The organism is Acinetobacter sp. KH_038 (assembly GCF_057839405.1).
Genome location: NZ_CM174489.1, coordinates 1,147,918 through 1,167,429, shown reverse-complemented (window position 1 = coordinate 1,167,429; position 19,512 = coordinate 1,147,918). Strand labels below are relative to the sequence as shown.

At 45.5% G+C, this 19,512-nt stretch carries 22 protein-coding genes; 2 read left to right on the top strand and 20 right to left on the bottom strand.

Going from position 1 to position 19,512, the window contains the following annotated elements; translation table 11 throughout:
* Positions 1 to 32: 32 nt before the first annotated feature.
* The 19 genes from AC3IT7_RS05490 to AC3IT7_RS05400 form a co-directional block, all read right to left on the bottom strand.
* Positions 33 to 629, bottom strand: a complete 597-nt coding sequence (locus AC3IT7_RS05490) for a 6-pyruvoyl trahydropterin synthase family protein (RefSeq protein WP_489249669.1) — start codon at positions 627 to 629, stop codon at positions 33 to 35.
* Positions 630 to 779: 150 nt separating this feature from the next.
* Positions 780 to 1,727, bottom strand: a complete 948-nt coding sequence (gene gspK / locus AC3IT7_RS05485) for a type II secretion system minor pseudopilin GspK (RefSeq protein WP_489249977.1) — start codon at positions 1,725 to 1,727, stop codon at positions 780 to 782.
* Between the two features lie 45 nt (positions 1,728 to 1,772).
* A complete protein-coding gene (gspJ, locus tag AC3IT7_RS05480; RefSeq protein WP_489249668.1) occupies positions 1,773 to 2,399 on the bottom strand; it encodes a type II secretion system minor pseudopilin GspJ in 627 nt (208 codons plus the stop codon).
* Positions 2,396 to 2,842, bottom strand: a complete 447-nt coding sequence (gene gspI, locus AC3IT7_RS05475) for a type II secretion system minor pseudopilin GspI (RefSeq protein WP_489249667.1) — start codon at positions 2,840 to 2,842, stop codon at positions 2,396 to 2,398. The genes gspJ and gspI overlap by 4 nt, the downstream gene beginning before the upstream one ends.
* Positions 2,832 to 3,383: a type II secretion system protein gene (locus AC3IT7_RS05470; RefSeq protein ID WP_489249666.1), complete on the bottom strand. Its 552-nt coding sequence runs from the start codon at positions 3,381 to 3,383 to the stop codon at positions 2,832 to 2,834. Before AC3IT7_RS05470 ends, gspI begins: the two co-directional genes overlap by 11 nt.
* Positions 3,384 to 3,392: 9 nt before the next feature.
* The gene (locus AC3IT7_RS05465) at positions 3,393 to 4,007 is read right to left on the bottom strand and encodes a TetR/AcrR family transcriptional regulator (protein WP_180076191.1); all 615 of its coding nucleotides are present in this window, start codon (positions 4,005 to 4,007) and stop codon (positions 3,393 to 3,395) included.
* 40 nt (positions 4,008 to 4,047) lie between these two features.
* Positions 4,048 to 4,821, bottom strand: a complete 774-nt coding sequence (locus AC3IT7_RS05460) for a TatD family hydrolase (protein ID WP_475654513.1) — start codon at positions 4,819 to 4,821, stop codon at positions 4,048 to 4,050.
* A 27-nt stretch (positions 4,822 to 4,848) separates the two neighbouring features.
* Entirely contained in the window at positions 4,849 to 5,190 is a 342-nt protein-coding gene (locus tag AC3IT7_RS05455) for a PilZ domain-containing protein (RefSeq protein ID WP_100355373.1), read from the bottom strand.
* A 15-nt stretch (positions 5,191 to 5,205) separates the two neighbouring features.
* Entirely contained in the window at positions 5,206 to 6,186 is a 981-nt protein-coding gene (locus AC3IT7_RS05450) for a DNA polymerase III subunit delta' (protein ID WP_489249665.1), read from the bottom strand.
* 14 nt (positions 6,187 to 6,200) lie between these two features.
* Positions 6,201 to 6,962 carry a 3-deoxy-manno-octulosonate cytidylyltransferase gene (gene kdsB, locus AC3IT7_RS05445; RefSeq protein WP_489249664.1) on the bottom strand — a complete coding sequence of 254 codons (762 nt, stop codon included), beginning with the start codon at positions 6,960 to 6,962 and terminating at the stop codon, positions 6,201 to 6,203.
* A 12-nt stretch (positions 6,963 to 6,974) separates the two neighbouring features.
* On the bottom strand, positions 6,975 to 7,979 hold the full coding sequence (gene lpxK / locus AC3IT7_RS05440) for a tetraacyldisaccharide 4'-kinase (RefSeq protein ID WP_489249663.1): 1,005 nt from the start codon (positions 7,977 to 7,979) through the stop codon (positions 6,975 to 6,977).
* Between the two features lie 3 nt (positions 7,980 to 7,982).
* On the bottom strand, positions 7,983 to 9,710 hold the full coding sequence (gene msbA, locus AC3IT7_RS05435) for a lipid A export permease/ATP-binding protein MsbA (RefSeq protein WP_475654515.1): 1,728 nt from the start codon (positions 9,708 to 9,710) through the stop codon (positions 7,983 to 7,985).
* A complete protein-coding gene (locus AC3IT7_RS05430; protein WP_180096979.1) occupies positions 9,710 to 10,132 on the bottom strand; it encodes an ExbD/TolR family protein in 423 nt (140 codons plus the stop codon). Before AC3IT7_RS05430 ends, msbA begins: the two co-directional genes overlap by 1 nt.
* A gap of 10 nt (positions 10,133 to 10,142) precedes the next feature.
* On the bottom strand, positions 10,143 to 10,781 hold the full coding sequence (locus AC3IT7_RS05425; RefSeq protein ID WP_489249662.1) for a MotA/TolQ/ExbB proton channel family protein: 639 nt from the start codon (positions 10,779 to 10,781) through the stop codon (positions 10,143 to 10,145).
* A gap of 32 nt (positions 10,782 to 10,813) precedes the next feature.
* Positions 10,814 to 11,701 (bottom strand): ParB/RepB/Spo0J family partition protein, encoded by an 888-nt coding sequence (locus tag AC3IT7_RS05420; RefSeq protein ID WP_489249661.1) that lies wholly within the window; start codon positions 11,699 to 11,701, stop codon positions 10,814 to 10,816.
* Entirely contained in the window at positions 11,698 to 12,480 is a 783-nt protein-coding gene (locus tag AC3IT7_RS05415; protein WP_489249660.1) for a ParA family protein, read from the bottom strand. The genes AC3IT7_RS05420 and AC3IT7_RS05415 overlap by 4 nt, the downstream gene beginning before the upstream one ends.
* Before the next feature lie 25 nt (positions 12,481 to 12,505).
* Positions 12,506 to 13,138, bottom strand: a complete 633-nt coding sequence (rsmG, locus tag AC3IT7_RS05410) for a 16S rRNA (guanine(527)-N(7))-methyltransferase RsmG (protein WP_489249659.1) — start codon at positions 13,136 to 13,138, stop codon at positions 12,506 to 12,508.
* Positions 13,139 to 13,223: 85 nt separating this feature from the next.
* Positions 13,224 to 13,913, bottom strand: a complete 690-nt coding sequence (gene murU, locus AC3IT7_RS05405; protein WP_489249658.1) for an N-acetylmuramate alpha-1-phosphate uridylyltransferase MurU — start codon at positions 13,911 to 13,913, stop codon at positions 13,224 to 13,226.
* Entirely contained in the window at positions 13,914 to 14,927 is a 1,014-nt protein-coding gene (locus tag AC3IT7_RS05400; protein ID WP_489249657.1) for an aminoglycoside phosphotransferase family protein, read from the bottom strand.
* A 121-nt stretch (positions 14,928 to 15,048) separates the two neighbouring features.
* Between AC3IT7_RS05400 and AC3IT7_RS05395 the strand changes: the two genes are divergently transcribed.
* Complete coding sequence (locus AC3IT7_RS05395) at positions 15,049 to 17,502, top strand: LPS-assembly protein LptD (RefSeq protein ID WP_489249656.1); 2,454 nt, start codon at positions 15,049 to 15,051, stop codon at positions 17,500 to 17,502.
* Positions 17,502 to 18,809, top strand: a complete 1,308-nt coding sequence (locus tag AC3IT7_RS05390; RefSeq protein ID WP_489249655.1) for a peptidylprolyl isomerase — start codon at positions 17,502 to 17,504, stop codon at positions 18,807 to 18,809. The genes AC3IT7_RS05395 and AC3IT7_RS05390 overlap by 1 nt, the downstream gene beginning before the upstream one ends.
* Before the next feature lie 118 nt (positions 18,810 to 18,927).
* Here the strand turns inward: AC3IT7_RS05390 and hfq are convergent, their stop codons facing one another.
* Positions 18,928 to 19,458 (bottom strand): RNA chaperone Hfq, encoded by a 531-nt coding sequence (hfq, locus tag AC3IT7_RS05385; protein ID WP_489249654.1) that lies wholly within the window; start codon positions 19,456 to 19,458, stop codon positions 18,928 to 18,930.
* Positions 19,459 to 19,512: the final 54 nt, after the last annotated feature.

Here is a 19,512-nt window from a genome sequence, read left to right as displayed (position 1 = left end):
TCTATGTCAATGGATTTAAAGTCACGCAGACTTTAAATCTGTACCTGTAAATCTACAGTTGGATTCTGAAATGGCGTACCCTGTTTCAGCTTGCTCAACATGTCCGGATCTGTCCATTCAGATTGAACCTGTTCAGAAAACTCGATTTGCTCAAGACTTAGCAAGCCCATCTGTTCATTCTGGATATCTTCTAGAAAGCTCTGCGCATAACCGGTATCGGTTTCATGCACAATCACAGAATAGACTTCGACATCACCTTCGCCATTTTGAGTCACGGTCGATGCCAGTACTTGTTGTGCCAGAAAGAAGAAAATCCGGGAAAACTGTTCAGCCGACGGCGATACCGGTAATGATACCCAGCGTGCACTGAAAGTTTTGCAAGCCTGAATATATTCCGGATCATCATTTTGCCAGAAACAGATCGCATGATCGAAAGAATCAAAAAAATCCTTAATCACACCTTTAAGCAGACCAAAGTCATAAACCATTTGCCCATGATCTAATTTCGATGCTTTCAATAACAGCTCGACTTTATAACTATGGCCATGGATCGAACGCTTACAGCGATCTGACGTGCAGTTACGCACAATATGAGCATTCTCAAACTTAAATAACTTACGAATTAACATATGCCGTAATGTCGTCAAAAAATAGGTGAATTAATTTTGATTATAAAGCAAAACCGCTGACTTGAGGATTAATTTTGCTGTTCAGCCTGATAGGAAAAAGGGATTGACCTGGCAGCCTTATATAGCGAGGCCATAATTCAGCAGCTAGAATTAAAATGGGGCCATGCTGCGATAAGCCGCATATACCTGTTTGTCCTGACGGACAAAATCACTACTGAACTGACGCTTGCGTTCGCTTAACACCACTTCAATCCGCGCTTTAAAATAATTGGATTGTACCCCGAGCAGGCTATTCAACAGATTACGCTTGCTCGCCTCGACCTGAGCGAAAGGCTCCAGCGACCACAGATCAGTCACATTAGAAAAGTGCTCTAAATTGGCCTGACGCTGATCCAGCAATTGCTGTACTGCATTTACATCCAGTTTTTCATCCATACTGGCCAACAGAAAAGCCGAAGCTGTATTGATATTGACCGTGCTATCGACTACAGGTGCTGCACTCAGATAAGCTGCAATCAGCTTGTATTTATTCTCGTCAAAACCGCGCACCAGTTTTAACTGGTCTACGCTATGAAATTTTGCATTCGATGGCAAAGCCGCATTCTGCAAACCTTGATAATAGTTAGATTCTGCCCCCATGCCGCCACTGACCAGCTCATCTTCATCCTGCCAGTCAATCACTGCCTCACTAAGCTGCTCTGACAGCCCCGCACGCTTCAAAATCAGCTCGAACCATGCTTTGGCATTTTCATTGACGGCGCCTTCAGCGGTGACCAGACTATTTAAATTAAACTTGCCCGATTCATCCTGGATGATTCCAGAGACATAGCCATCATCAACCGGAAAAGCTGGCATCGGCTGCGCCCAGGTTTCTTGCAGATGATCTACTTCTGCGGCATTCTCGGCATCATCAACCAAGAGTTCAGAAAAAAAAGCCTCGGCACTTTTGGCATACATCAAAGACTGGTTTTGTCGCATCAGATAGGCTGTACTTTCAGCAGTCGCCGCCTGACGCTGGGCAATCGTGGCAGCCAGAATGGTCGCCAATGCCACCATCACCAGAATGGTAATCAGGGCAATGCCTTGCTGCTGTTTCATGATGACCGGTTTATTTCTGTTCATGTCTTGTTATTCTTAGTCGGGTTAACCTGTGTTCTGGGAATTCAGCAGAAAATCTGTATTTAATAAACTAAACAGCCATTCATAACTGACACCATTTACAATTAAATTAATTTTGATCCCCTTAGGCAAGCGCTGCTTCTGCTCCTGCTGATTTAAATCCATAGCAGGATCAGGCCATTGGGTGAGTTCATTCGGATTTAGCACCACAATCTGGAATTGCTCGACTTCTGACAATAAAACACTGGATTCTGGCTGATCACGACCGGTCTGGTTCAGGTTGCGGTATTTCAAGCGATAAAGTTTCTGCTCATCGGCCCGATACTGATATTCAATCCGCTCATCTGGCGAAATACCCTCTTCCAGAGGATCTGTCACCCCGGTTTTACTGAAGTTAAAGCGTCCATTCTGTAAAACCAGAGCTGGCTGAATATCACCATTGATATTGGCAGTTAAAGGCACTGCCTGTACCGTATCCCGCAAAATTTGCTGATAGCTTTCCTGTAGCTGACCTAAACGCTGTTCATGTATCGTATTTTGATCTTTGGTTTTGACAATATAGTCAAACACCTTCCAGCCCAAGGCAGACAGCACCGCAAAGATCGCAATGGCGACCAGTAGCTCGACCAGGGTAAATCCTTTAGGCTTCATGGATTATTATTCATACGATGGTTAAAGAACATCAGGTTACTGATCCCGGAGTCAACCTGACCGGTCTCCTGATTGACCAGACTGATCTGCAGCTCAATACGCTGTACATTCGGGCTGACCGTTGGCTCACTGCGCTTGTCAATCTGCCAGGTTTCGCCTTGCTGGGTCAACTGCTTGGAAGCAGTGCCATCCATCCATTCCTGATTGATTTCCATTTGCGCCACTTCATTTAAGGCAACAAACTGAGCTTTGGTACGCAAAATGGCATTTGAGGTGGATTGGGTATATTGCATCGCAACTTTGCTCAGGGTCATGGCAGCGGTGGCAAAAATCACTAAAGCCACCATGACTTCCAGCAAGGTAAAGCCTGAACTACGATGAGTGAAGTGCTGCTTTACCGCTGTACGTGATGAAGAACGATGCTGAAAGTCTCTAGATTTCATTAATTTTACCCAGATGATCTAGTTCAATCGCAGCACCAACTTCGCGATCTTCCAAAAAGAACTGAATCCGCACCGGCTTGACCTCACCATTACCGAGCCAGATTAATTTTGGAGAGTTGGCCTGAGTCAGATCCCGATTCTGTGCTTTGGCATAGCGCTGTTGTTCAAGCGCCTGAATCTGAAAGGACACATGATCAGGTAAATTACGCAATTTGAAATCTGTATAACTCTGCCATTTCTCATTTTGCAGGCTCTGTTCAGATTGTGCTTGCGCACGATATTCCACTACCCCATACCGAAATGGTGAAACATCGGTTGCTGATTGAACATCCAGTGCCAGTATTCTGGACTGGTCATTCGCCTCGCGCATGACCCGCTGTAAATCCAATAACAAAATCTCGCGTGCCTGCATCGCCTTACGCTGATCAACCCCACTGGTATTTAACAATACCAGAGAAGCCATGATGCCCATAATCACAATCACCACCATCAATTCGATCAAGGTAAAGCCACGAACTGCAGTGTGATGTGATCTGATCATGGCAAGGCCTTAAGCGAACTGCTCGGCAGAATGTACCTGCTTCGGCAAAGCCAGCGCCTGATCTATATAGGCCACACGTAAAGTATCACGTGAACCCAGATAGCGCTGATAGAAACTGGAATTAAGAATTGCGGCTGCACCATGGGTCAGCGACCAGATCGACGCCAGATAATCACGTACCGACATGCGGCTGTTGATGGAAGCCAGATAACTTTCGGTCATGCGGATAATCAGGCGTAAACGCTGTTTGCGCACCTGATACAGCTCACTGAACAAATGCTGAATGCCGACACCGGTAGTGGACAGGCGCTCTTCAATCTGATGAAACAGCACCGTACGTTCCGGATGATGTAAATGATGCAACATAAAGAAGGCCAGATGTTCAGGAAAGGCTTTATCGGCATCCTGAATCATTTCCAGCAACATGCGCTCATTACGGATAATCAGCAGCATATACAGTTCATCTTTACTCTGAAAATGTTTATAAAGTGTCCCTTTGGCCAGATCCAGCTCGGCAGCAAGCGCATCAAGCGTCATTCCTGCTTCACCATTTTCCAGCAGGAGCTGTTCTGCAACTTGAAAAATCAAGGTTTCTCTTGCTCGAAACTGAGCCTGACGATCCATCTTCACCCTATAAACTCTCTTGTACTTTATATAACTTTATTTACTTTAAATTCAGAAGATTTTCGAAGTTCTGCTTTGTGATATAAGCCATTTCTTCTATTGACTTATCATATACATCGCAAAGCGCTTTGGCTACATAAGGAACGTATTTAGGCTCATTAGATTTGCCACGATACGGCATCGGCGCAAGATAAGGGCTGTCGGTTTCGATCAGCACGCGATCCAGCGGAACCTGTTTGGCCACATCACGCAGATCCTGGGCATTTTTAAACGAGACAATCCCTGAAAATGACACATAGTAGCCGCAGTCCAGAACCGCCTTAGCGGTTTCCCAGTCCTCAGTAAAGCAATGCAAAATGCCATGGGTAGACTTTTCCGCACGGATAATATCCACGGTATCATGCTTGGCGGCACGGGTATGCACCACCACCGGCTTCCTGGTGATTTGCGAGGCATGAATATGACGGGCAAAGCAAGCTTTTTGTTCTTCGACAAAATCTGTGCTGTGATAATAATCCAGTCCGGTTTCACCGAGTGCCCAGACTTTTTCGGGCTGTGCCAGTTCGACCAGATATTCAGTCGTGGCACGCGCCATGGTGGCAGCATCTTCACAAGGATGCACGCCCACAGTATAGCCAACATCTGCATGCCGAGCGGCAATTTTTGCCAGCGCGATATGATCATCCAGATCGACCGAGATACTCATGAATCTGGATACACCAGCTTCACGAGCCTGAGCCAGTGCCTGATCCAGATCACCGTTGTACGGTGTTAAATCAAGCATCGTTAAATGACAATGAGTATCTACAAACACAATGCGTTCCTACCACGGGTAAATGAACTACATAGTGTAACTTTTACGCCCTTCAGATTTAAGACCTGCGACCAGACGATCTGCTTCATTTTTGAAATAAACGCCTTTTTCACCGCTTAACTGGATGCCAAAGCCTTGTGGCTTAATGCCGTTCTGCTTTTGCGAGACCCAGATCACCTTACCGGTTAAGGGAATTTTCTGGGTTTGTTCAGGTAAAGTGGTTAATACAAACACCTCTTCACCCAACTTTACTGCTTGCTTGGAAGGAATAAACAGCCCGCCACCCAATACATAAGGCATGTAGCTGGCAAACAATGTTTCGATATCAGGAATATTGGCCTGAATAATACCGCCCATACGTGGTTGCATGTGATTTCCCCCTCATTAAAGATTCATCAGCTTGATACACAAATCATCGACCACCAGATTGCTTTGGACATTCTGCTCGAGATATTGTTTGGAACGCTGAAAATCCTCATAAATGCTAAAAAGTGCTGCTAATGAATATTGTTCGGTCAGAACATTGAAGTCCAGATCAATGTTTTTCACCGTTTGATTTAGCTTGACACAAATTAAATCGGACAACAAGTATTCAAACATTTGACCAAATTCACCAAAACTCAGGCTTTTATTCCATTTGGTCGCAATTGCCATGGGCATATTCTTTTGCATGACCAGTTTTTGCCAGTCTTGCAGGAAGTCCTGACGCAATGGCAGCCATGAACTTTGTGCAACCTCGAGTGCCTGTAGAGGCATCTGATTGGACAGGTTCATCAATAACTGCTGCTGGCTAGTGCCTGCATCTGGTAACTGGGTCTGAATATAAGCGCTAAATTGTTGTTCAGAAATCCGGTCTAGCGCAAAATGCTGCAAACGGCTGCGTATGGTTGCCGGCAATTTTAAATAATGATCGGCCAGCAAAATAATGACCGTATTGTCACCGGGTTCCTCCAAAGTCTTGAGTAAGGCATTAGCAGAAGCAATATTCAAGGCTTCCGCCGGCTCAATCACGATCACCCGCCAGCCATCGACCGTTTGCTGTACAAAAGGCAACAGATCACGAATCTTTTCAATCTTGATCTTGGCATTCTGTTTTTTATTATCATCGTCAGTACTGATATGCACATAATTGGGATGCGTATCGGCCTTGAGCCATTGGCAACTGCCACACTCACCACATGCACCAGAAGGCTGCCGATTCAGGCACAAAACCCAGGCCAGAAACTGCTGGGTAAATGCTTCTTTACCACAGCCTTTTTTTCCATAAAACAGTAAACCATGCCCAAGCTTGGGAAAACGTCCGGTCAGCGTCTCCCAGACCTGTTGCTGCCATGGATAAATCTGTGCATTGACATCAAAAGGCATGTATTCAACTCTTCTTAAGCAAAATGAGAAAGATCCATTTGATTCAGACGATCAAGGTCTTCCTGAGTATCCACACCCGGTGGTAAATTGGCTTCGGCCACAGCAATCGCAATACGGTGACCATTTTCCAGTACCCGCAACTGCTCTAGGGATTCCAGTTTTTCCAGAACACCCATCTCCCAGGTGACATATTCTTGTAGCAACTTCACCCGATAGGCATATAGACCTAAATGACGATAGGCCTGATCATGCAATTTTGCTTCAGCCAGCTTGGCGCCATCACGGTCATAAGGAATGGTGGCACGACTAAAATACAGGGCCTGATTGTGTTTTGACATCACTACTTTAACGATGCTGTCGCGTTTAAACTCATCTAATTGATGAATTGGCTCACATAAAGTCGACATCGAAGATTCAGGCTGATCTTCCAGGAGTTGCGCCACCTGCTTCACCAGTTGTGCTGGCAATAAAGGCTCATCGCCCTGCACATTGACGATAATATCGTGACTGTCCCAACCTTTAATTCGCGCCACTTCACTCAGGCGATCTGTCCCGGAAGGATGATCCGCTGAAGTAATTACCACATCAACACCTTCGGCACGGCAAACATCAGCAATACGCTGATCATCGGTCGCCACGCACAAATCGTCAAAACCCTGGACTTTTTTGGCCTGATCCACCACACGCAAAATCATGGGACGACCATGAATGTCAAGCAAAGGTTTACCCGGCAAACGTGAACTGGCAAAACGTGCAGGAATAACGATATGTTTCATATTAAATAAGCCTTAAGAAATTTGAATGCCGTATTGTTGTAACTGCTGCTGCAAGACCGTATAACAGGCTGGCGATAATACTGCATCAACTGGCACCACCCAGATATCCTGCTTAAAATCGGGATATTGTTTGAGCAATGCCATAATTTTGACTGCATCTTTTTCCGTGGTGATGATTGGATTGGCATCATCAAACTGCAAATCCTCAATGTCATAATCATGATGGTCTGGAAACTCATGACACTGGAATTGTTCTATGCCTAAGTTTTGCAAGGTCTGATAAAAGCGCTGCGGGAAACCAATGCCCACCACGGCATAAAAAGCCGATTGAGGATTAAAGATTTTAGTGCCGTCCTGATTGAGCAAATAGGGTTGCGACGCAGCCAGATGCATATGCAGCTCAGAGCTTGGCTGGGCCGAATGTTCAATCACCGTTCCTGTTTCTAAGCGGCTTACCGGTTCACGCAGATAACCTTCCGGAAGCAGCTTCTGATTGCCCAGCCCCCGATTATTGTCCAGCACAATCCATTCAATCTGGCGGTTCAAGGCCCAGTGCTGTAAACCGTCATCACAGATAATCAGATCCAGCTGATGTTTTTGCAGCAACAGTTCAATGCTTTTTTGCCGGTTCGGACCCACGGCCATGGGCACACCCGTCGCCTGTACAATCAGAGCAGGCTCATCACCAACGATTTCAGGCAAAGTATTAAAGTCGACATAAGCCGGAAATGGACCTTGACCACCATAGCCTCGACTGATCACGCCTACACAAACATTTTTCTCGGTTAAATAATCCACCAGATGAATCAGCAAAGGGGTTTTACCGCTACCACCGACAGTGATATTACCAATCACCATGACCGGAACCGGGGCGCTGTAGCTTTTCTTGATCCCTTTCTGGTACAGCAAGCGATTGCTGACAAAACCCAGGCGATATAAACATGACAAAGGACGCAGCACCACCAGCCACTTTGCCTGTGCGTTCCAAGCATCCTGAATGATTTGCGCCAATGCCATAATTTAGTGTTCCTCAAAATTACGTTGATGTAACTGATAATAAGCACCATGCAATGCCATAAGCTCGGCATGACTGCCCTGCTCGACAATATGACCCTGATCCATCACTACAATACGATCCGCATTTTCAATCGTGGATAAACGGTGTGCAATCACAATGGTGGTGCGATCTTGCATGGCTTGATCAAAGGCACGCTGGATAAAATATTCGGACTCATTATCCAGTGCACTGGTCGCTTCATCCAGAATCAAAATAGAGGCATTTTTTAAAATCGCACGTGCAATCGCGATACGTTGACGTTGACCACCAGACAGGTTCAAGCCCTGAGCACCGAGTGGCGTATCATATCCTTGCGGTAAAGCCATAATAAAATCATGTGCATAAGCGGCTTTTGCTGCGGCAATAATATCTGCATCCGAGGCACCTTCAAGCTGACCATAAGCAATATTTTCACGTACAGTCCGATTAAACAGTACCACCTGCTGATTTACCATCGCAATCTGGGTACGCAAGGCAGTCAGCTCAAAATCTTCGATCGGTTTCTGATCCAGCAGAAGCTGACCGGAAGTCGCATCCTGATAACGCACCAATAGATTTACCAGTGAGCTTTTACCGGCGCCAGAGCGCCCAACCAGAGCAACTGTTTCGCCTGCCTTGACCTGTAAACTAAAATCACGAATAGCATGATGACCATCATCATAAATCAGGTTGACATCTTTAAACTGGATATCGCCTTTCAAGCTATCGGTTAAAGTCCCGGTATTTTTTTCTTCCGGCATATCCAGCAATTCAAATACCGAATGCGCTGCAGCCATACCACGTTGAATCTTTTCATTGATATCGGTTAAAGCCTTGATCGGTCTTGCCAGCATCCCGGCAGCGGTAATATAAGCAACAAATTCACCGGCAGAAGTATCACCCAGGATTTGTGGACGCAAGGCAATAAACATCACAATACTGAGTGAAACAGACATGATCAGCTGCACCACAGGACTATTCAACTGTTGTACCGCAACCATTTTCAGGCCACGACGCAGGTTTTCCAGCGAGTTCTGTTTAAAGCGTTCCTGCTCATAACTTTGGCCGCCAAATCCCTTGACGATCAGATTGGCATTGACTGTTTCCTGAACCACATGGTTGACATCCCCCATGGTATCTTGCACTTGCTGTGACAGTTTGCGCATCCGTCTGGCCGCTTTACTGATCACAAAACCAATCACAGGTGCAAAAATCAGGATACACATGGTCAGACGCCAGTTGCTGTATAACAGGTAACCCAGGAGCGCAATCGTAATCAGACCTTGTTGTAACAAAGTTCTCAACGCTTCAGTTGAGGCAGCCGTCAACTGCTCAACGTTATACATGATCTTGGCGGTAATATGTCCGCTGGTATTGTCCAGATAGTACTGCGATGGTAACCGCAGCAATTTTGCAAAGACTTCCTGACGGATATTAAACACCAGATTACGGGAAATCACCGCAGTAAAATATCCCCCCATGAACAACCCCAGTCCCCGGAAGAACATCAGTATGACCACTAAAAACGGGAAAAGTGAAGTAGAACTCTGGTCTTTGTTTTGAATTGCCTCAATGATATATTCCAGTAACTTGGCCACAGAAACTTCTGTGGCTGCATTAATAGAAAAACCCAGCAGGACAAGCAGTGCAATGCCCCAAAACGGTTTTAAATAACTTAAAAGGCGAAGATAGACCTTAAAATCGTGCTTCACTAATAACCTCGGGTGGGTACTTTGGTACTGATATTAATATTGACAAAGCCGAGCTGTCCAGCGACATCCATGACACGAATCACATCCTGATGGCTGGCTTTTGCGTCAGCGGCAATGACAAACATTAAATCACGGCGCTCATTGGAAATCTGTTTAATTGCAGTATTTAAATCTGCCACTTCTTTGCTGGCCAGGGATTGACCATTCACTGCATAGTGACCATTTGCATCCACAATCACTTCAACTTTTTGATCATAACTTTTAGGCGGAACACCCTGTGCATCCGGCAAGGTCAAGTTCATTCGGCTCATCTGGCTAAATGTAGTGGATAACAGTAAAAAGACCAGAATAAACAGCAGACAATCAATCATAGGGGTCAGATTGATATGCACATCTTCGACCTGGCTGCGTTTGAATTTCATCATCCGCCTCCTAACTGGCTTTTTGCATATCTTGATCTAGATCGGCAACATTAGAACAGAAAAGATCTGCATGGAACAAAGTCGCCTGCTGCTCAAGCTCTGCCACGTATTCCTGAACCAGACGCTGAAAATAACGATGTGCAAAGAGTGACGGAATCGCGATCAGCATCCCTGCTGCTGTGGTAATCAAAGCCTTGGAAATACCTGGCATCATCAGCACCGGATCACTTCCTGTACCCACATCAATCATCAGGAACGATTCAATAATGCCAAGCACCGTACCCAACAAGCCCAGCAACGGCGCAACCGCACTTAGAGTTCCCAGAAAGTTAATATTTTTTTCCAGATAGCCAATTTCCTGAGAGGCCGCCACTTCCATTTGCGCTCGGGCATATTGCTCGCCTTGCTGCTTGCTGGCATAGCCTGCAGAAAATATCCGGCCTAAACTACTCTGTTTCAAGCCTGCACTTTGTTGGATTTTTTGCATGACCTGTGAAGCATTTTTCGAAGCCCCCATCAACAGTGCAGATGGAAGAACGCCTTTCTTTTTCAAGCGAATCAGTCGCTCAATTGAAATCGCCAGCATAAAAATAGAACACAAGACCAGCGGCAGCATGAGCCAGCCGCCTGCTTTGACCAATTCCCACATCCTGATGTATCCCCAATAAAAAAAATTATAAATTATTCATCTTCTAAAATAGACAAAATACCATCCAGTTCTTCTAAAGAATGATAACTGATGACCAGCTTGCCCTTACCTTGCTTATTATAGTCAATTTTAACATCAGCACTAAAACGCTCGGAGAGACGCTGAGTCAGTTGTTGAATATCTGGTGCAACTGCCTGTTTTACTTTTTCTTGTTTAGGTGCATTAAAATCACGTACCAGCTGTTCGGTCTGACGTACCGACAGACTCTTTTCAATCACGATATCGGCCACTTTCAGCTGATCTTTGGCTTTGAGCGTTAAAATCGCACGCGCATGTCCCATATCCAGCAGGCCTTGCTGCATGAAATCTTTCACTTCTTCTGCCAGACTGAGCAGGCGCAGCAGATTACTGACTGTGGTACGTGCCTTGCCAACCGTGTCGGCAATTTCCTGATGGCTTAAGCCAAATTCTTCATGGAAACGCTGCAAGGCCATGGCCTGATCAATCGGATTCAGATCCTGACGCTGAATGTTTTCAATCAGGGCCAGGGCAATTGCGACCTGATCCTGAAGTTCGCGCACAATCGCAGGAATTTCAGTCAGACCTGCCAACTGCGCAGCGCGCCAACGGCGTTCACCAGCAATAATTTCATAAGGATAACGTTCGTCATCGACCGGACGAATTACAATCGGCTGCATGATGCCGTGTTTTTCAATCGATGCCGCCAGTTCCTGTAAATCCTGCTCGTTAATATAACGGCGCGGCTGGTATTCACCGCGCTTGAGCAGGTTCACATCAATCTGTTTCAGCTGACCATGGTCCAGTCCCTGCGCTTCCATCTGTAATTTTTCTTTTTGAATTGATCCTAATAAGGCATCCAAGCCACGACCTTTAGCGAGTCCACGTTTCTTGACGGTCATGCTTTACTTCCTTTTTTCACTTTACTTTTCTTTAATAATTCAGCTGCCAGATTTAGGTAAGCAACTGCACCCTTTGAACTTTTCTCGAAATAAATCACCGGCAGACCATGCGCTGGCGCTTCTGCCAGACGAATATTGCGTGGAATCACGGTGTCATACAGCTTTTTACCAAAATATTGTTCTAATTCTTCAGACACATCACGGGTCAAGGCATTACGCGCATCGTACATGGTGCGTAATACTCCGACAATTTGCAGATCCGGATTTAAGGCTTGCTGAATCCGGTCAATGGTCTGGGTTAAATCAGCCAGGCCTTCAAGTGCATAGTATTCACACTGCATCGGAATCAGTACACCATCCACAGCAGCCAGCGCATTCACTGTAATCAGGCTTAAACTTGGCGCACAATCGACAATAATATAGTCAAATGACTTTTCAACTTCCTGCAATGCATCACGCAGGATGAACTCACGTCCTTCCTGATCGGCAATTGCCAGTTCAACCCCGGCCAGATCACGGTTGGCACCCAGCACCTTATAACCGACTTCTGCCTTGGCGATCGCCGTCTCAATAGGCACTTCACCCAGCAGTACATCGGTCACCGAATACAGCAGGTCATTCTTTTGAATGCCAGATCCCATGGTCGCATTGCCTTGAGAATCCATATCGACCAGCAAAACACGTTTTTTTAACACAGCTAAAGATGCCGCCAAATTTACTGCGGTTGTGGTTTTACCAACACCACCTTTTTGGTTTGCAATCGCAATAATTTGTGCCATGTTGCCCCCAATCCCTGTAAAAATCTTAAATACGTTTTAATAGAAGTAAATGACGCTGTTCGTCTAGGCGCGGAACTTTAAGTTCAATAATCTTACAACTAAATTCATTTTTTAAAGCAGTGACTTCATCTTCAGGAATTAAACCTTTCATCGATGCAATAATGGTCTGTTCATGCATATACGGTTTAGATGCATCAACAAAGTCCGTTAATGATGCAAAGGCGCGACTGGTAATTACATCGAATTGACCCAGCTCATGAATACTGTCTTCATTTTCTACACGAGTTTGCACGGCAATGACATTTTTAAGTTTCAGATCGGCAATAAACTGCTTCAGGAAACGGATTTTTTTACCGTTTGAATCCAGCAATACACATGCCCGTTCAGGCTGACATAATGCAATGATCATGCCCGGCATACCACCACCTGTGCCAATATCGAGCAAACGGCCTGCTGGCAAGTCTTTCAGAATACTGAGACTATCCAGCAGATGCTTGACCAGCATTTCTTTCGGATCACGGATCGCAGTCAAATTATATGCTTTGTTCCACAGCACCAAAGCATCCTGATACTTGAGTAATAAATTCAAAGCTTCTTCAGATAGCTCTAAACCCAAAGCCTGGCTACCCTGCTTTAGTTCTTGAAAAAACATGTGCATAAACAATCTACGCTCGAAAAAGTTAGGTGGAAGTATACCGTTTTCTATATCTTGTCATAGTAGGCAGTGCTTAGTGAATATTCAGTTAAGCAAACTTAGCTTCACGGATTGCCGAATCCAGTGCCGTTAACCGCTCAGGTGTACCGACATCCACCCAGCTACCTGCTAGTTTAGAGGCGGTCACCTGATGATCTTGCATCGCTGCTTTCAGCAAGGGTGCCAGAGGACGTTTTCCAGCCTCTAGACCTGCAAACATTTTTGGACTAATTACAGAGATACCACTAAAAGTCAGGTTTTCACCTGAAACCTGCTGATCAAAAGTGTAAGCTTTTCCTTCCGCAAGGGTGAAGTCACCTTCTGGGTGTTGCTCCGGATTTTCAACCAGAACCAGATGTGCCAGATTATCGTTCAGGTCAACATCCAGTAACGGTGCAAAATTCATCGTGGTCCAGACATCACCATTGATCAAAATAAAAGCCTGATCACCGAGTAACGGCAAGGCATTTATAATACCACCTGCTGTTTCCAGCCCCTCACCTTCATGCGACCAGAGAATTTTCACACCAAACTGTGAACCACCACCCAGGGCCTGCGCCAGCTTCTCAGCCAGCCATGCGGTATTGATGACAATTTCAGTCACGCCAATTGCCGCCAGTTTCTCGATATGCCAGACAATCAGCGGCTTGCCACCAACTTCAAGCAAAGGCTTTGGTGTATGCAAGGTTAGAGGTCGCATACGATTACCGAGACCTGCGGCCAAAATCATCGCTTTCATTTAGGCAGCTACCTCATATGCACCATATTTTGCTTCAAAAGCCGGCATGACTCTGTCACGCATAAATTGTATAAACGGCTGTAATTCTGTGTAGGGTTGAGATTCTTCTAACAAGTACCACATCACCCGCGGTAAGTCTTTGAGATAGCCTGACTTGCCATCACGTTCAAACAGACGCACAAAAATACCCAGAATCTTGATATGGCGTTGAATCGCCATCATGTCGGCATCTTTTTTAAACTGGGCGAAATCGCGATCTTGTTTCGCCGATGCCGGCAGTAAATCGTAAAAAGCCTTGAACCAGCGATACACACGATCTGCATTCCACTGCACATAAGCATCACGGGTAATCGAAATCAGGTCATAAGTATCGGCACCAATCACCGCATCCTGAAAATCGATCACACCAAGTTCGGTTTCATGCTCGATTTTCATCAAATTCCGGCTATGAAAATCACGATGCACAATCACTTGTGGCTGTGCAAGCGCAGCATTGGCCAAAATTGCAAAGGTGCGCTTGATCAGGGCATTTTCTGAGTCAGTAGGTTGAATCTTTAAAGCAGGTAGCATCCAGTCGGTCAGTAACTGCATTTCCGAAATCAGTTTTTCATAAGAATACTCAGGGAAATGGCCTTCTCCAGCAATCGATTGCAGTTGAATCAATTGTTTAAAGCTTTGTTCATAATAAGTATCTACTGTTTCTTCATTCAGCAGATTAGACAGCAGAACATCGCCGAAATCTTCGAGCAACAGAAAGCCATTTTCCAGATCTTTGGCCACGATATGCGGCACACGTACGCCATGTGCATCAAAAAATTCATCAATCGTCACAAAAGGCACACAATCTTCTTTTTCTGGTGGTGCATCCATCAGCATAAATGTTTTATTATTCAGTTTGATTCGTGCATAACGACGGAAGCTGGCATCACCTGCTAAAAAATGAGTTTCAAATTGATCTGAACCGAGTACAGAGGCAATCCAAGATTGTATCAATTGTTCGCGTTGTGTATTCATTTGCAATTAATTCTAATACAGGCTGAGTTTTTAAAGTGCTAAGTGTAGCTACTTATCAACTTTTTCTCTATGATGCGACAATAATTAATTGCGATAAAAGCATGATTGGTTAATGAGACAAATGAAGCATCACTTTAAAATCAACCCTCTAGCGACTGCGATCTTAACCCTTTTATGTGGCAGCTCAGCCTCAAGCTATGCTGCATCAAATGTCTCATCCGATGTAAATGCAGAACAACTCAAACAGCGCATTAATGAGACCTATCCAGGTGAAGCATTCTTTTCACAATACTATGTCGATAAGTCCTCGGCTGAAGCACAGCAACGTCAGGGACAATATTTAAGTTCGGCTTATTGTGCCGGTGCCTGGGTCACCCCGATTGCCCCAGATGCCCCAACGGTTGCGCCAGACCAGGCCACTTCGACCATTACCGCTGATTATGGACATTACAATCCGGCAGGCGATTCCTATCTGGAAGGAAATGTGGTCATTGATCAGGAAGGTCGTCAAATCCGTGCCGAACGGGTAACCATTGACCAGACCCAGACCTATGCCAAAGCAGAAGGTCAGGTGCAACTGGCCCAAGGCGGCCTGATTTCGCAAAGCGATGATATTAACTATAATTTAAAAACCCAACAGGGTGATTTAAACAACAGCTTCTATATTGCAGAGCAGCAACATGCACACGGTCGTGCGGAAAAGATTGCCAAAACATCAACTGACACCATAGAACTGGAAAATGCCACCTATTCCACCTGTCCACCAGAGCAAAAACCGACCTGGAAAATACAGGCAGAAAAGATCAAGCTGAATCAGGAAACTGGCCGCGGTGAAACCCGCAATACCAAGCTGTATGTCAAAGATGTACCTGTACTGGCAGTTCCCTATTTCAACTTCCCGATTGATGACCGCCGCACTACCGGTATTCTGACCCCGACTTTTGGCTTTACCAACGATGGCGGTCTGGAACTGGGTGTTCCCGTTTATCTGAATCTGGCACCACAGTATGATGCAACCATCACCCCGCGTTATCTTGGGGATCGTGGTGCGATGCTAGATGGCGAGTTTCGCTACCTGACAGAAAATTATGGTGAAGGCCGCATCTGGGGGGGCTACCTGCCTTCAGATGAAAGTTATGCTAATGAAGACCGTAAAAGCTTACATTATTTGCATAACTGGCAGATCAATGATCAGTTTTCAACCAACCTTGAATATAACTACGCTTCGGACAAAGACTACTTTGCCGATCTGGACAATAACCCGAACTCAAAAACTGACCTGAACCTGCGCCGTGCCTGGGAAGTTAATTATAGAAATGGCATTCCCGGCTTAAAGGCTCAATTCAAAGTTGAAGATTTTCAGACCCTCGATCCAACTGTACTGGATGAAGACCGTCCTTATGCACGCTTGCCACAACTTTTAGTCAATTATAAAACCGGCAATCCGCTCGGATTACAGTTTGAGTTTAATAACGATACAGCTTATTTCCAGAAAGACCTGAAAAACTTTACAGATATTGATCCAAATGACGAGCAGGTTTACCAACCAAGCGGCACCCGAATTTATAATGATTTTTCAGTGCGTTATAACCACTTTACGCCATGGTCATTCTTTATACCGCAGGCGTCTGTACGCAATATCAACACGTTTTACGATGAAAAAACCCAAGATCGCGGTGCATCGAGTGAAAGCCAGTCGATTGTGGTGCCACAATTCACTCTGGATACCGGCCTGACTTTCGAAAAAGAAGGCAGGTATTTACAGACCTTAACACCGCGTCTGTTCTATGCTTATTCACCGTATGAAAACCAGCAGAATCAGCCAAATTTCGACTCAGTCGTGGCTTCGATTAATTATGATCAACTGTTCAGTGCACGCCGCTTTTATGGCAATGACCGTCTGGAAGACAATAACTTTGCCTCTTTGGGTCTAAGCTATAGCCTGTTTAATGAAGAAGGTCTGGAACGCCTGCGTGCAAGTGTCGGGCAAAGTTTCTTCTTTGAAGATCGTCGTGTAACACTAGAACCTGATGTAGATCAATTTGACCGTGAAAGTCATACAGGCCCTGTGATTCAGCTAACCAGCCAGCTTTCAAATAATGTCCATGTCAATCTGAATTCGAGCTGGATGTCGAATGGCCAGAATGCCCAGCGCGATGTACAGGTCTATTATAGCGGTGATCAGGGCAATCTATACAACTTAGGCTATTTCTATCGTAAAGATATTCCGAACCGCCAAGACCGTTATGATCATGTGGTCGGTTCCTTTATCCAGCCGATTGCCAACAACTGGCGTCTGGTTGGGCATGCGCAGTTTGACCTCGACAATAGTGTCGCACGAGAATATTTACTTGGGGTCAACTATGAGTCATGCTGTTGGGGAGTTTCTGTGTATGGTCGCTCATATTACAATGACTTAGACGACGTTAATGATTCAAACGTCAAAGCCAAACGTGCCATTATGGCCGAGGTCAGCCTGAAAGGCTTAGGTGGGTTAAGCAGCAAACTCACCTCTTTACTAGAAAATCGTATTCTAGGTTTTAACAATATCAATCAAACTTGGACAGAACGTTAATGAAGACAAAACAGTTAAAACAAATTTTTAAAGCGACTGCACTTGCGCTATGCCTTTCTTCAGCGATGACGACGTTTGCTGTTGCCCAACCTAAAGATGAAGTTGTAGCTGTGGTCGACAATAGTGTCATTCTGCGTAGTGATCTGGCCCAAGGTGTGGCCGAAATTTCTCACCAGCTGCAAAAGCAAAATAAGACCGTTCCGCCACAACAGTTTCTTGAGCAACAAGCCCTGGAGCAACTGATTATTCGTCAGGCACAGCTTGAACAGGTCAAACGCTACAATATCCGTCCAGATGAAAAATCCCTGAATGAAGCCGTTTTGAAAGTTGCCCGTGATTCCGGCTCGCCAAGTCTGGAAGCTTTCCAGCAAAAACTGGATGCCATGGCACCCAATACCTATGCTTCTTTACGTAACCGGATCGCGGAAGATCTAGCGTTGAACCGCTTACGCCAACAAGTGGTAACTTCACGGATTCAAATCACAGATCAGGATGTCAAGAATTTTCTGAATACGCCACAAGGTCAGGCTCTACTCGGCAGTCAGGTCCATGTACTACATTTACGTGTAAGTGGTGAAAATGCCGAACAGATTACCAGCCAGGTAAAACAAGAGCTGAATAACAGCAATGATATTCAGGCGATCAGCAAAAAATACAGTACAGGTGGCATTCAGGTTGAAGCTGCTGACATGGGCGTAAGAAGTCTGTCAGAAATTCCTGCGGAACTGGCTGCACGTGTTACCACCCTGCAAGCCGGTCAGACTTCTGAACTGATTCCGGTTGCAGATGGAGTGCATGTCCTGAAGCTATTAGAGCGCAAAGGTGGAGAACAAAAAGCCTTGGTGCCTCAATACCTGACCCGTCATATCCTGATTCAGCCTTCTGAGGTAGTGAGTCCGGAAAATGCCAAGCAGATGATCGACAGTTTGTATAATCGTCTTAAACAGGGTGAAGATTTTACTGTCTTGGCTTCGACATTTTCAAATGATACCGGTTCAGCACGTGATGGTGGCAGCTTGGGCTGGGTAAGTCCCGGCGTGATGGTTCCTGAGTTTGAACAACGTATGAAAAGCACCCCAGTGGGTCAGTTCAGTGAGCCATTCCAGTCCCAGTTTGGCTGGCACATTCTGCAAGTGAGAGAAACACGTCAGCAGGATATGACCCAGGAATATCAAGAGCGGATGGCACGTCAGCTACTTGGTGAACGTCAGTTTGATGCCGAGCTGGACAGCTGGTTACGTGAAACACGTAGCAATGCCTATGTAGAAATCAAAGATCCACAACTGGATCCTAAACGTAGCCGTTAAACCGAACACAACTCAAACAAGCCAGCGCTATAGCGCTGGCTTTTTAATTTTCGCCCTTTCAAAACCAGCAGATATAAAAAAACCTCTCATTGAGAGGTTTTTTAATTTTTAAACTCGATTAACGATTGTTTTCATCATCTGAAGAGTCTTCAAATTTAGTGTCGTTGTCGAAGCCAGCGCCTTGACCGCCGAAGCCGCCTTGACCACCGAAGCCACCTTGACCACCAAAGCCAGCGCCTTGACCACCAAAGCCGCCTTGACCGCCGAAGCCACCTTGACCGCCGAAGCCTGCGCCTTGACCGCCACCGAAGCCGCCAGCAGCGCCTTGACCGCCGAAGCCACCTTGACCGCCAAAGCCAGCGCCTTGACCGCCGCCGAAGCCGCCAGCAGCGCCTTGACCACCAAAGCCAGCACCTTGTGGACCAGCAGGTGCGCCAGCAGGACGAGGATTACGTGCAGGCACTACAGTTGAAATTGCATGCTTATAAACCATTTGGCTTACTGTATTTTTTAATAAAACAACATATTGGTCGAAAGATTCGATATGACCTTGTAATTTAATACCGTTTACCAGGAAAATAGATACTGGGATACGTTCCTTGCGGAGAGAATTCAAGAATGGATCTTGTAAAGTTTGACCTTTAGACATGTTATAACTCCAAAAAAAATTAAAAATCAGCGCAAAAACTATCTCTATTTTTCA